The organism is Clostridium sp. 19966, from assembly GCF_032335695.1.
Taxonomy (GTDB): Bacteria; Bacillota; Clostridia; order Clostridiales; family Clostridiaceae; genus JACTOJ01.
This window is the reverse complement of record NZ_JACTOJ010000001.1, coordinates 51880-66619: the sequence shown is the minus strand read 5'-3', so window position 1 is coordinate 66619 and position 14740 is coordinate 51880. Positions and strand designations below refer to the sequence as shown.

General features: G+C 31.9%; 10 protein-coding genes. 5 read left to right on the top strand and 5 right to left on the bottom strand.

Annotation, left to right across the window (positions count from 1 at the left end; translation table 11 throughout):
- Positions 1-13: 13 nt before the first annotated feature.
- A complete protein-coding gene (locus IAI10_RS00245) occupies positions 14-1807 on the bottom strand; it encodes an L-fucose isomerase (RefSeq protein WP_315671293.1) in 1794 nt (597 codons plus the stop codon).
- Positions 1808-1945: 138 nt separating this feature from the next.
- On the opposite strand from IAI10_RS00245, the gene IAI10_RS00240 reads away from it, so the two are divergent.
- Positions 1946-2809, top strand: coding sequence for an AraC family transcriptional regulator (locus tag IAI10_RS00240; protein WP_315671292.1), 864 nt, complete (start codon positions 1946-1948; stop codon positions 2807-2809).
- Positions 2810-2913: 104 nt separating this feature from the next.
- Positions 2914-3498 carry a hypothetical protein gene (locus IAI10_RS00235; protein WP_315671291.1) on the top strand — a complete coding sequence of 195 codons (585 nt, stop codon included), beginning with the start codon at positions 2914-2916 and terminating at the stop codon, positions 3496-3498.
- Positions 3499-3585: 87 nt separating this feature from the next.
- Here IAI10_RS00235 and IAI10_RS00230 read toward each other — a convergent pair whose 3' ends face one another.
- The 4 genes from IAI10_RS00230 to IAI10_RS00215 all read right to left on the bottom strand — a co-directional run bounded on the left by IAI10_RS00230 (position 3586) and on the right by IAI10_RS00215 (position 10116).
- On the bottom strand, positions 3586-5406 hold the full coding sequence (locus IAI10_RS00230; protein WP_315671290.1) for an ABC transporter ATP-binding protein: 1821 nt from the start codon (positions 5404-5406) through the stop codon (positions 3586-3588).
- Positions 5396-7213: an ABC transporter ATP-binding protein gene (locus IAI10_RS00225; protein WP_315671289.1), complete on the bottom strand. Its 1818-nt coding sequence runs from the start codon at positions 7211-7213 to the stop codon at positions 5396-5398. Before IAI10_RS00225 ends, IAI10_RS00230 begins: the two co-directional genes overlap by 11 nt.
- Positions 7214-7313: 100 nt before the next feature.
- Positions 7314-8129, bottom strand: a complete 816-nt coding sequence (locus IAI10_RS00220; RefSeq protein WP_315671288.1) for a histidinol-phosphatase HisJ family protein — start codon at positions 8127-8129, stop codon at positions 7314-7316.
- Positions 8130-8376: 247 nt separating this feature from the next.
- Complete coding sequence (locus tag IAI10_RS00215; protein ID WP_315671287.1) at positions 8377-10116, bottom strand: solute:sodium symporter family transporter; 1740 nt, start codon at positions 10114-10116, stop codon at positions 8377-8379.
- A 202-nt stretch (positions 10117-10318) separates the two neighbouring features.
- Between IAI10_RS00215 and IAI10_RS00210 the strand changes: the two genes are divergently transcribed.
- From IAI10_RS00210 to IAI10_RS00200, 3 genes are read left to right on the top strand one after another with little or no spacing between them, the layout of a single operon-like run.
- Positions 10319-12049, top strand: a complete 1731-nt coding sequence (locus IAI10_RS00210; protein WP_315671286.1) for a histidine kinase — start codon at positions 10319-10321, stop codon at positions 12047-12049.
- A gap of 22 nt (positions 12050-12071) precedes the next feature.
- Positions 12072-13694 carry a response regulator gene (locus IAI10_RS00205; protein ID WP_315671285.1) on the top strand — a complete coding sequence of 541 codons (1623 nt, stop codon included), beginning with the start codon at positions 12072-12074 and terminating at the stop codon, positions 13692-13694.
- Positions 13695-13719: 25 nt separating this feature from the next.
- Positions 13720-14721 carry an arabinose ABC transporter substrate-binding protein gene (locus IAI10_RS00200; protein WP_315671284.1) on the top strand — a complete coding sequence of 334 codons (1002 nt, stop codon included), beginning with the start codon at positions 13720-13722 and terminating at the stop codon, positions 14719-14721.
- Positions 14722-14740 lie beyond the last annotated feature (19 nt).

The following is a 14740-nucleotide window of genomic DNA, read 5'->3' as shown; positions in this document are numbered from 1 at the left end:
ACACCTGCTAAAATTATTCATACATTGGCCCATAAACTGAGCAAGCTCTATAATCTTGTCCTTCTTTATCCATTCCAAAAGCATTCCAAGCTGCTGGACGGAATATTTTCTCTTCTGGTACATTGTGCATGCTAACTGGAATTCTCAGAATAGAGCATAAAGTAATAATATCTGCACCAATATGCCCGTAACTTATTGCTCCGTGATTAGCACCCCAATTATTCATAACGTCATAAGCTGTTTTGAAAGCTCCTTCCCCTGTAGTTCTTGGTGCAAACCAAGTGCATGGCCAAGTGTAGTCTGTTCTTCTCCACAGCTTATCAGACACTTCCTCTGGAAGCTTTACAGTATAGCCTTCTACTAATTGAACCACTGGACCTAATCCCTTTACAAGATTCACTCTAAGCATTGTTGCAGGCATTTCGGCCCTAGTTAAAAATCTTGAAGAGAAGCCGCCCCCTCTAAAATAGCCGTTATCAGCAGCATTCCAGGTAGTTGCCTTCAAAATAGCTTCCTGATCCTCTTCAGTAATATCATACCAAGCCTTCATTATGCCCTTACCCTTCTCATCCTTTGCCTCTCCAGAAGCATCCAAGCAAGCTGCTCCTGAATTAATTAAGTGAATGAAGCCACCAGCTTCCTTTGCCACTCCTTCTAACTCATATCCAGTGGCTTTCTTTACTGCCTCAGGACTCCAATATGTGCGAACATCAGCAAAAATCTGAGCTTTATTGGTTAACAATTTTCCAAATAGCATTCCTATACCGTTAAGCACGTCATTTTCCGTAGCTAAAACATATGGCTCTCTGGCGCCATTCCAATCAAAAGAAGTATTTAAAAGTGCCTCTGCAAAATCGCAGTTTGGATAGAAATCTGTCCATTGTCTCTGTCCCTGGAACCCTGCTGCAATAGCGTTGTGTCCCACCTTCTCCTCTTCGCTGCCCTCTGGAAGTTTTTCATTTCCATTCATTAAATCCTTGATAATGCACATCATCTTAACAACAAACTCCCAGTCAGCTTCCTTCTGCTCTTTTGTCTTTTGAACTCCTGCTGGATTTTTATCAAAGCCTTCCTTGCATTTTTCTTTTGTCCATGCTAATGCTTTTTTAAACTCTTCCTCCTCATAAATTCCTTCTGTCATTCTTCTTATTATCTCTACTTCATCTACAGATTCTACTCTCATACCAAGATATTCTTCTATAAATGAGGGGTCTATTATCGAACCACCTATTCCCATACAAATTGAGCCAAGCTGCAAATAAGACTTTCCTCTCATGGATGCAGCTGCAACAGCAGCTCTTCCGAACCTTAATAGTTTTTCTTTTACATCTTCAGGTATTTCTGTGCTGTCTGCATCTTGAACATCATGTCCGTATATTCCAAAGGCAGGCAATCCCTTTTGTGCATGTGTAGCTAACACTGAAGCTAAATAAACTGCACCAGGCCTTTCTGTGCCATTAAAGCCCCAAACTGCCTTAATAGTCATTGGATCCATGTCCATAGTTTCTGCACCATAGCACCAGCAGGGAGTGACAGTTACAGTAATATCTACTCCCTCCTTTTTAAATTTAGCTGCGCAAGCCGCTGCTTCTGCCACACGCCCTATAGTAGTATCTGCTATGACAACCTTTACATTTTCACCGTTAGAATATTTTAAATTCTGAGTAAAAAGCTCTGCTGCAGCCTTTGCCATATTCATGGTTTGCTCCTCTAAAGATTGCCTAACATTTAAAATGCCTCTTCTTCCGTCTATGGTTGGCCTGATTCCAATTACGGGGTAATCTCCTATCAATCTGCTCTTTGTCATAATCCTTCCTCCTAAAATTATAGAAAAATTATTTATTATTAACTATAATTGTATTATACACACATAAAAGTTCTATTTCTTGTGTTATAATAGCAAAATATATAATAATATTCACTTTTTTATAAGGAGAGATTTATATTGAAATATATAGATTATAAAGAGCAGAGGCAGCATGGAACTTTTGATTTTCCTATAGCCTTTTACCATGTAACTCCTTCTCATCCTAGTTATAATATGCCTTACCACTGGCATACAGAGTATGAAATGCTGAGAATTATTGAAGGTGAATTTTTACTAACCCTAAATGGAAATAAATTAAACTTAGGCAAAGGTGATATTGCCTTTATACAGGACGGCATTCTCCATGGAGGCACAGCTAAAGATTGCATCTATGAATGCATAGTGTTTGATATGAAATCTCTTTTAAAGGATAATAATATCTGTGGAAGACAAATAAACGACATCATAAATCATTCAAAAATTGTATATCCAAATTTGCCTTCGCACATTCCAGATTTAGAGCAAATCTGCAATTATTTATTTCAGTCCATGGCAGATAAAAAGCTAGGATATGAATTTATTACAAAAGGTTCCTTATATCACTTATTAGGAATAATTCTTCAAAACAATTTATACAGTACTCCTAAGGAAATTACTATTAAAAATCAGCAAAAATTAAGCCAATTTAAAAATGTTATTACTATTATTGAGCAACGATATTCAGAAGCTCTCTCTTTGGATGATTTATCAAAAGCAGCTGGCATGTCCCCAAAATACTTCTGCCGATTTTTTCGAGAAATTACACAGCGTTCCCCCATTGATTATTTAAATTATTACAGGGTGGAATGCGCCTGTCAGCAGCTCGTCTCTTCAAATGATTCCATAACAGAAATTGCCTTGAACTGCGGCTTTAATGATATCAGCTATTTTATTAAGACCTTTAAAAAGTACAAAGGCATCACTCCAAAACACTATCTAAAGGAATGTTTTAAATCCATGTAAAATCAGCACTGATTTAAAACGTAGCCCTTAATTAAAGCTTAAGGCTTACAAAGGTTGTACTATTTTGAAACATGTGTTAAATTAATATACGAGGAGGTAATATTATGAGTGATAATAAAAATAAATCTTCAAAGGTATTAAATCCTTTTGATAAGCTGATTAAATCTATAGATAACTTATTGATTGAAGGAAAAGAGCAAAAATTAAAGTTAAAATTAAGCAGAGAAATTAAAGACAGTATATTTACTGAAGAGATAGTAACTAAGCTTAACGAAAATGATTTTGCAGGCTTAGTAGATGAAGAAGAAAGTGTAGTATCACTTTTTTCAACCATATTCCCTATTTTCATAAAAAAAGACGATATTGTATTTAGATTATATAAACATAAAATTGAAGTAGATCTATCAGATGAAATGAGAGACAGATATATTTATATATTTTCCGATGGCAGATTGACTTCCGGTTTATTTCAATGCTTTACTATAAGCGAGGATGAATATGTATATGGGATCAAAAAAATAATTGATGCCATACCTTTATTTAGAAAGGCTATTTTAGAAGCTGTTGAAAGCTTCCAGGAAAACATTTCTGTGCACAACAGTAAACTAGAAGGTTTAAAAGATAAGGAGCCTTTAGCTGATAAGAACTACAAAGAATTAGTAGAGTATCTGAATAATTCTTTAAAATAAGTGCATATTTTAGTCTATGTTTTAAAAGAATGTTGATATTGTTTTTTTATATCAACATTCTTTTAAATTGCAGCCAAAAGCAATTGTTTAATTCTCTTTGTAATACTTAGCCTGAGAAGTCCATAGTTCATAGTATTTGCCTGAAGTATCCGCTACAAGTTCTTCATGTGACCCACACTGAACCAGCTCTCCTTCGTTAATTACGCAGATATTATGGCAAAAACGACAGGAAGATAATCTATGGGATATGTATACAGCAGTATTATTTCCGATTATAGTATTGAATTTTGAATATATTTCATATTCAGAAATTGGATCCAAGGCTGCTGTTGGCTCATCAAGCACAATAAATTTCCCTTTTTTATATATAGCCCTTGCCATTGCAATCTTCTGAGCCTCTCCCCCTGAAATCTCAATACCACTTTCATCAAATTCACGATAAAGATAGGTATCCAAATCATTTCTCTCTAAGAATTTAGAAAGTCCAACCTTCTGCAGGGAAGCCTTCACTTCATCAGAATCAAATTCTCTTGCTGCTGCAACATTTTCTCCAAGAGTAAGAGAAAGCAATTTAAAATCTTGAAACACTACAGAAAAAATATCCATATATTCTTCATACTTATAATCTCCAATATTTTTTCCATTAAGGGTTATCTCCCCTTCTGTAGGAGCATAGAGCCCTAACAGCAGCTTTATTAATGTAGTTTTTCCTGAACCATTAATTCCTACAACAGCGAATCTTTTACCAGCTTTAAATTTAAGATTTATATGCTTAAGCACATACTTGTCCGTACCAGGATATTTAAAGCTTACATTTTTAAATTCTATCTCACATTTATTCTCAAATTCTTTTTCCAATCGAATTTTTTCATTTTTACCACCGCTATTCAAATCCAAAAATTTATATAGCTTTTCTCTATAGCTGTCTGAAGGGATTATAATGCTTATACTATTAATTATTTCAGAAGCATTTTTAAATATATTATTTATAGCTCCTATGTAAAGCATAATCTGCCCAACGGATATTGTGCCATACAATGCCTTCATTCCTACAAATAAGAAAATAATTACAGAAAGTATGCTGCTGAAAATATTGGATATTGTATTGCCTTTCTCAAAGTTTGTCCAAAAAGATGAGTACAAATAGTACATGTTTTCTCTGTATACTTCCCCGGCGTTTTCAGCTAAGTCCATATCATATAGCCTTATATCCTTACCAGCTCTATAATTATAGATTATATTCATGTATGAGCGAATATATCGAAATATATTTTTTGCATTCTTGGTTACAAAGCTTCCTGCCTTCTTTTGGTACTTAGACATCACTTTAAAAGAAAGTATATTGAGCAATATAAAAAGGACTGCAAAAATAAAATTTAGCATAAAATTGTTAAGTCCTCTAAAACTAAAGTCAGCTTTAAAAAATTCTATAGAAAAGTACAATGAAAGTATAAGTCCTGCTAGACTTCCTACAAAATTACCAAAAGCTTTACCAAAGGATGAGAAATTATATATTCCAGTAGTCTCAAGAAATTGAAGTTCTACAATACTATCCTGAAGTGCTTCGCTTTCCAAAAGTTCGTAGTCTAGCTTCATTAATTTTTTAGCCTTCACCATATCATGATTTCTAACCAGGTTAAAGTCATGATATTCACTTCTGCTCTGAAAATACCCCTGTGCTGTCATCATCAATATATTAAGTAAAACCATGCTCCACACATATTTCATGCTTTCATTTAAAGCTGCATTCATATAAATTGAATCAAGAATACCCTTGGAAAGATATAGATTAACAAAAGGGCTTATGAACTTAAGCATATTAAACAAAATAGTACATGTAAAATATCCATGTTCCAGCTCTGATAAATAGCTTATATGCCTGAAAAATCTTTTTATTTTAACCAGCAAATTCAGCCCCTCCCTCCTTATAGTATCGACTTTGAATTTCAAACATTTCCTGGTATCTTCCATTCTTTTCTATAAGCTCCCAGTGGGTTCCCTCTTCAATTATCTGTCCATACTCTAATAATATTATCCTGTCACAAAACCTGGTAGATGCTAATCTATGAGAAATAAATATTGAAGTCTTATTTTTACTCATTGAATTATACTCTTCATAAATTTTACTTTCTGCAACTGGATCCAAAGCTGCTGTAGGTTCATCGAGAATATTAATCTTTGCATCTTTATAAAGTGCTCTGGCTAGCAGGATTCTCTGACTCTGCCCTCCAGAGAGATCTATTGCCTTTTCTCTGCTCGTCTTCATTAGAAGGGTATAGCCTTTTTCAGGAAGGGAATCAACAAATTCCAGCATTCCACTTTTATAAATAGCTTCTTCTGCTTTCTCCTTATCATAATTTAAGCTTCCAGAAACATTTGAATATATAGCTTCTGGAAATATATTTATGTCCTGAAAAACAGGTGAAAACAGCTTATAATAGTCTGATTTATTAAATTCCCTGCTATCATGCCCATCAATCAATATCCTTCCTTCACTGGGCTGAAGCAATCCCATAAGCAAAAGCATGAGAGTTGTTTTCCCAGCTCCATTGATACCAACTAATGCAAGTTTTTCTCCACTGTATATTTTTAAATTAAAATCTTTAAATATCCAATGCTCACTCCCTGGATATCTGTAGCTTAAAGCTTGAAATTCAATCTCAGGTTCATTTGCTATTTCAAGAGATGAACCTTCAGAAGACTCTTCAGTTTCCATATCAAGAAAATCCCTTATATGATCTATTCCCACACTAAAAGCTATTAGATTATTAACTTGATTTATTATCTCATTAATCCAGTTAGAAAATGCCATAACAAGTCCAAGCATAAAAACAAAATAAGAAATGCTGATTTGTTTATTTACTAATTTATCTATAAGATAGATATACACAAAAATGTCTCTAATAAAAATCATTAAAGCATTTATAAGCACCGATCCAAAATTCACATTTTGAGATTTTAACATATAAGCTGACCATTTTTTTCTGTAAGTACTAAAAGTTTCAGTAAGCCATTTTTCCATTTTATAGATCCTAACGTCTCTTAAAAAATCAAGCTTCTGAGATAAATCACGTATATAATTAGTTTTCTTAGCCTCCTTGCTTCTCAGCTCAATATTTTTACTTTGGTATCTATTTGCCCAAATACCATATAAAGAATTTATAGCTGCGGTTGCACTTATTATGGCAAGAAGAATAAAATCAATTTTTACAATATTAACTGCAAAAAAAATTACTCCAAAAAAAGATGTAAATATCAAAACAATATTTTTTCCAAATTGGTGCATTGTTCCTCTGTCGCCTTCACCAATAATTTCTTTTATCTTTGAAATCTGGTTCTGCGTGTTTGGTTCAACAAGCTTCTGATAGCTGATCTTAAAAAGTTTTTTCAAAATCATGTCCGAATTCAGATATGCCTTTGCAACACTTCCCTTTGCCATAAGTCTCATGGAAACAAAAGTAGAGATGCCCTTTGCTGCAATCATTCCTAAGGAAATTTCTATAAGGGGTATCATAACTGCTTCCACTGCAGCTTTGTTTTCAATTCCATGGATTATAAGCTTAGGTATATTTATTTCAGCATAAACTCCAAAAATTCCTGAAGGAACTGCTAAAAAGAAGAGCAGAATATATTGTGGATACACCTTAATCCAGATTTTAAGATAAAATAACATATTGCTCCAGACACCATTTTTTTTAACTTCAGTTTTCTCCATAATAAAACAACCCCCTATGATATTTTAATTTTACCACAGAAAGTTGTTTTTTACATACTTTTCTTATTATGTGAACCGTTTTACATGTCGCTCAAACCTTTTATACACCATAAAAATATGGCTGCCTTTTCTTGAAAATAGCAAGTTCATTAAAGCCAAGCTGCTTTAATAAAGCTGTAATAGAATCTATTTCGCTGCCTACATCTTCTTTTTTGTGTGCGTCAGAACCTATAGTTATTATTTTTCCCCCTAATTTTTTATATAGTTCAATAATCCCTATAGAAGGCATTAATTCCTTAGAAGCCTGCCTAAGTCCAGAAGTGTTTACTTCAATTCCTTTTCCTCTTTCTATTACTATCTTTAATATGTTTTCTATATCTCTTTCATAGTTTTTCATAAGATCAATTTTTTCATTATGATTTGCTGCATATCTTTTCACCAAATCAAAATGCCCAAGACAATCGTATTCCCCTCGAGAAGCCATAGCATATAATAAATCCAGGTAAAGCTTATTCTGTTTTTCTATATTCTCTTTAGCATAATCCCCATACTTTAAATCTACATCCTCTATTTTATGAATTGAGCCGATTATATAATCAAAGGAATAGGTCTCCAACAATTTTTTTACTTCTTCAGGCCAATAATGCGCTTGTCCAAATTCCACTCCAAAAAGTATTTCAAGGTTATCCTTAAATTCTTTTTTACATTCATTTATTTCTTGAAGACTGTTTTCTATATATTCTATACCCCAGCCCTTGCTTCCATTCTGTTTTCCTGTGTAATATTCAAAATGATTTGTAACCACAATGGAAGTTAAGCCTTTTTCATAGGCACTTTTACATATTTCTATTAAAGGCTCCTTAGAATCTGGCGAAATCTTAGTATGAATATGACAGTCTGCTTTAATCTTTTTCATTATTATCACCTTCTATACTTCATTCGTTTCATAAACACAAATCTTATTTATTTAATGATATCATACTTATTTACATTGGTTAAAGTTTTATATAAATCTCCTCTAAAAATATATTTTAATTTTAAGTTATGCTTTAAAATGTTTATATTGTATTTAGATTTTTTATTAAAACATAACCTAATTTTAAAAAGGACGCAGCAAATAATAATATTATTTACTACATCCCTATAACTATATATACCTATAATTAAGAACTACTTTTTGCACTTTCATTATAATCTAAATTTGTTAAAGAAGTTTTCTGATTTTCTGAGTCTTTTCGCTTTGCAAACTTAACCAAAACAAAAATTACTACTGCAAGCACCCCTATAGGTATTAAAGCTTTTATTCCCACTCCATTACCACTGGCAAGGCCTAGCTTTGAAAAAATTATATACATGGATATCATTAAAAACACTACAAAGCCACTAAACTCATAGCTATATTTCCAAGGCTGTATATCCACTACCTTTTTATCCTTCAATACATAGGCTTCAGCTCTTGGCTTGAATTTTCCTATTATCAGCATTAGTATGCAATTAATTACAAACAAAATAGCTAATTGATAAAGGAAATGAAGTTCAGGTTTGAATACTAATTGTAAAGCTGCATAGCTAAGTACAAATAGAACCAAAGATATTTTTGCAGCAACAGCCGGAACTTTTTTTGTTACATATCCTATGAAAATTACTGTAAATATAGGAACATTAAAAAATCCATTTACCTTCTGCAGGTATTGAAATAATCCTTCAGGTGCATACATTATGAAAGGTGCTATTATCATGGAAACTATTGCCAAAACTAGTCCAAATAGTTTTCCCTTTGATATTATTTCCTTATCCGTTTTTCCTTTTCCAAAAATTGGATGATACACATTTAAAGCAAATAACGTGGATGCACTATTTAAAACCCCATTAAACACACTCAATACTGCACCGAACATAGCAGCTGCAAAGAATCCTATAAATGGTTTAGGCAATACATCGTTTACTAATCTTGAATACAGCAAATCTGGATTGCTTGCTCCTGCTCCATACATGTGAAACACTATGATTCCAGGTACTATAGCAATTAGTGGAGTCATAACCTTAAGGAAGCCTGCAAATAATATTCCTTTCTGCCCTTCCGCCAAGTTTTTAGCTGCTAAAGCTCTTTGAATAATAGCTTGATCAGTTCCCCAGTAATATAGATTTACCAATATAACTCCTGTTAGTACAGTTCCAAAAGGCAGTGGATCCTGAGCAGAGCCTACTGCATTAAACTTATCAGCATGTTCTGTTAATATTTTTGATAAACCTGCTGAAAAACTTCCATTACCTACATACATAAATCCACATATAGGTACCATTAGTCCTCCAATAGCTAGTCCAATTCCATTCAAGGTATCAGACACTGCAACAGCTTTTAGCCCTCCTATTATAGCGTAAATAAAACCAATTATACCTATAGCCCAAACTGTAACCCATATGCTGGCATTATAGCTTATACCTAAAATACCTTGTATATCGAAAATTTGAGCTAAGGCAATAGCTCCTGAGTATAATGTTGTCGGTAGCAGATTTGCCACATAGCATAGTAAGAACAGTATAGAAACCAGCTTCTTAACTCCTGAATCAAAACGGTCTTCTAAAAAATCAGGAATAGTAGTTACCCCTTGCTTTAAGTACCTTGGAAGTAATAATAATGCTACAATAACTAAAGTCAATCCAGAAGTAACTTCCCATCCCATAGTACTCATATTGCTTGAATATGCCTGTGAGCTCATACCTACAAAATTAGAAGCACTTAGATTTGTAAGAAGTAGTGATGCTCCTATGACACCTCCCGTTAGGCTTCTTCCTCCTAAAAAGTAGGAATCCTTAGAACTGCTCTTTTGCCCCTTTAATTTACGATAGGTTATAGCAGCGACTAAAATTATACAAAACAAAAATGAAACAATCTTTAACATGTTTTTTCTCCCCTCATGAAATCAAAAATGATATTGTTTTCTGTAATCGTTAAACAAATTATAATGTAACCGTTGTCTGATTAAAATTTCATTTATTAACTTTTCTTATTAAATATTAACTAATTTTAATTTTTTTATATAACCTAAATTTACTCTTTGAAATGTAAGATTCTTAATGCTATAATTTCTTAAGGTGATACTAATGAGAATTAAAAAAATAAGCAACCGAATAACTATATATTTTTCTTTTATAATACTGGCACTGACACTGGCTATTACTGCATCTATAAGCTTAATTTTTTCTAAGGAAATAATTAAACAATATAATAATGTTGCTTCTGAGAAAATGACTGTAATATCAAAAATTCTAAATGAGAATTTTGACTCCATAAGACATGACGCTTATATGATTGAAAATGATAAAAATATTTATGCGTTTATGTACGAGGTTAATAGCAGCAAAACCATTGATAAATCAAATGAAACCAATTTTTTAAATTCCTTATCTCAATACTGCAACTGGAGTAATTATATAATTTCAATTATTCCTTTAACAGTAAACAAAAAAATAATTGATCCCCTCTATTCTCAGTATCCTTACAACAATTTAATTTATGATAACAAGGATTTGGATAATTTTATAGAAAGCGGTTATTCAAATAAGTTTTCCTCTCCTAATACTTTTCCATTCGTTTACAATAATCCAGACTATGATAAAAAAGCAAACATAACTTATTTTTCTAGATATCTTAATAAGGAGGATTTTTCTTCAATTGGATATCTTATGATCAATATAAAGAAAAAGAGTTTATTTGCCAATATAGATTCCTACAGTAAAGGTGTATTTGATGGAAATTTTATTGTTGATAAGGATGGAAATTTAATATATAAAACAGGAAATATAGAATATAAGAAGTCAATGCTTGGAAATTTAAATAGTTCAACTGTTATTATAAACAACAAAAAATACTTGATATTCAATACTGGCATAGAAGAATATCCAGATTGGAGAGTAATTGGAGTGGTATCATCAGATTCATTGACTAAAAACTTGAATTATATTTTGAACCTAGTTTATTTAATTGGTATTTTCAGTATCATAACCGTAATCTTTATCAGTCACATTACCTCAAAAAAAATTACAGACCCTATATACGATATTACAAAAGCGATGAATAAATTCGAAAAAGGCGAATGGCCAGATAAATTGGAAGCTAAAACTGATGATGAACTTAAATATCTTATAACTAGCTTTAATAAAATGATTTATAATATGAGAAATCTCATAGAACAGATATATAAAGAAGAAGAAGAAAATAAGAAGCTGGAGCTTGAATCTGTACAGACGCAGTTAGACTTACTTCAATCACAGATAAATCCTCATTTTATACACAATACTTTAAATACAATAAATTATTTAGCCATCAAAAATAATCAGTCAGAAATAAGAGAAATGATTCAGTCCTTTAACAGCCTTTTAAGGCAAAGTATATCTACAAATAAAAAATTTATAACTTTTAAAGAAGAACTCACTTGTGTGAAAAATTATTTAAATATACAAAAATATAGATACGGTGATATAGTAAAATTAGTATGCAATATACCAGGAGACCTAGAGAACTGTTTGATTCCAAAGCTTATCCTTCAGCCATTAATAGAGAACTCTATTTATCATGGCATATTACCTAAGTCAGACAACGGAACTATTAGAATAGACATACTGTCAGAAAAAGACTTTATTAAAATAAGAATTATAGATGACGGTATTGGAATAATCAAGCAAAAATCTGCCCATAAAGGCTTTAATGGCATTAGTTTGGATAATATACGTGAAAGACTTAAATTATACTTTGGCACCGAATATACTTTAAATATATACAGCAAAATCGGAATTGGAACTTGTGTGGAATTTAATATTCCATATATTTATTAAAATTCTGTAAAGGGGATAAAAGATGTATAAGGTAATGATTGTTGATGATGAAATACCAGCACGAGAAATACTTTCCCACATTATAAATTGGGAAGCTACTGATTATAGAATTGCATATAGTGCAGCAAATGGTAAAGAAGCCTTAGATAAGTATCCGGAAATAAAACCGGATCTTATAATTACTGATATACAAATGCCTATTATGGGTGGTCTAGATTTAATTGAAGAAGTACAAGAAATAAATAAAACTCAAAAATTTTTAATATTGAGCTGTTATGAGGATTTTTCATACGCGCAAAGAGCTATGAAAATGGGTGTAACAGATTACTTAATAAAAGATTTAATTTCTCCTAACGATTTATATGGAATACTAGCTAAAACAAAAACCTATCTGGATAGCGTAAATATTGAGGAAAAACCTATCACCGACAACCATAAATTATTAAACTTTTTAAAAGATTACAAAGAGATTGCTTTAAGAAAATTGATTTTTAATCATATAAGTGAAGAGGAGTGCAAAAATATTATTGAAAGCCTTAATATGAACCTAACAGGAAGATTGTACGCATTGCTATTTATTCATATAGACAATTTCTTTAAACATTTAGAAAATGAAGAGTTCTATACAAAGACTCTGAAAGAAATCATTAAAATCGTAACTGATGCCATAGCTGATCTTACTGTAGGAGAGAGTTTTTATAGCGAAAATGGTGAATTTACTGCTATTGTAGGCCTAACCCCTACCGCCAGTGAAGCAGATATAATAAGTGAGTGTTACGGACTAGCTCAGGGAATACAAAGAAGAGTTTCTTCGATTAAGGAGGTAACACTAACCATAAGCATTAGCTCTCCCTTTAAAAAACCCTTTGGTATAAAAAAATATTGGGATGAAGCTTTTAAGCTCTCAAAAATGAAAGTTTTTTTAGGAAACGGCTCTATAATTTTAAATAATACTTTTGTTAAAAATTTAAGCTTAGATACCGGTGCTTTAAATACAAGAATTTTCTCTATTACTAACGCCATTGAAGAAAATAATTTGCCTAAATTAAAAGTTGAGCTAGCCTATTTGTATGATAATGATATAAAAGGTTTTATGCAATTTAACTATCTTAATTATATAAATTCCTCTCTTTTAGACCTAATAATAAAAACTTGCAGCAGATATTTAATAAACTATGAGGATATATTTTCTTCTTCCTATATACCTATTGAAATTATTTCTTCAAAGGAGACTGTTGAAGAAATAAGAAACTGGTTCGTTGAAATATTTACGAAAATAATTACCGTTAAAATTAATAGCTCTTTCAAGAACAAATACAGCAAAAAAGTAGCAGACTCCATTGAATATATAAACAAAAATCTGCACAATCACTCCCTTAGTCTTACTGATATAGCTGAAAATATTAATGTCCATAAGGTTTACCTATGTAGAATTTTCAAGGAGGAAACCGGTAACAATGTTACTCAATATATATTAAAATGCAGAATAGAAAAATCAAAAAAATTGATTCTATCTACTAACTATAAGCTTTATGAAATATCTGATAAGCTTGGATTTAACAGCCCTCAGCAGTTTAGCATATTATTTAAAAAGATCACAGGCATTACCCCTAATCAGTTTAGAGACTCTAATTTTCACACATAAAATCAATGAAAGGATTTTACAAGCTATGAATAAAAAAATACTTTTAGCCATGCTAACGATTATTTGCATTTCTATTTTTTCTTTCTATTCTCTTGGCTATAAAAATAACAATAGTACGAAAAAATCTAATTTGGTAATTGCTATTATATATAAGACCTTGGACGAATCCTGGTTTCAGGAGGAAAGTGAAGCGGCTAAAGAGCAGGCACTAAAAATGGGTGCCAAAGATGTGATTACAATAGATGCAAAAATGAATCCAGATGTATATCTATCTGCCTTAGATAATTTAATCAGTCAAAAGGTCAACGGCATACTAATCTGTATACCAGATCAAAAATTAAGTAAACTCACTGTGGATAGATGTAAAAAAGCAAATATAGCGGTGGTAGCTTGCGATGATCCTCTTACAGATGATAATGGAAATTATATTACCCCTTTTGTGGGAATAGACTCTAATCAGGTTGGACGTGATATGACTAATTTAATGGTAGATTATCTTCAAAACAATAATAAGCTCGCCGATATCAATTCCTCTGGACTTTTACTTATGACGATGGATTCTGTATCAAGCTGCATACCTAGAACAGAGGGACAATTAAGCACATTTACAAGAAGACTTTCATCATTTCCAAAAGGAAACATTTTTCAAGCGGAATATAATGGACAATCAGAAAAGAGTTTTTACGCTGCTGCCTCTACCATAACCTATAATAAAAATATAAAAAACTGGTTTGTCATGTCAGCTAATGAAGCAGGTACCATTGGAGCTATAAAAGCTCTAGAGCAATCTGGTCTTTCAAATACATCCGTAGTAGTAGGTATTGGAGGTGCTGTAGCAAAAGAAGAATTTAATAAGCAAGTTTCACCATTTATTGGATCTACTTATATAGATCCTAAAGAAGTTGGACAAATCGCTGCAAAAGAAATTATGGATAATTTAACTTTTCACAAAATCATACCTAATAAATATTTAGTTAAAGATACAATAATCACTAAATATAACTATAAGAGTTTATTACTCAAGTAATTGAATTTAAAACACTTTA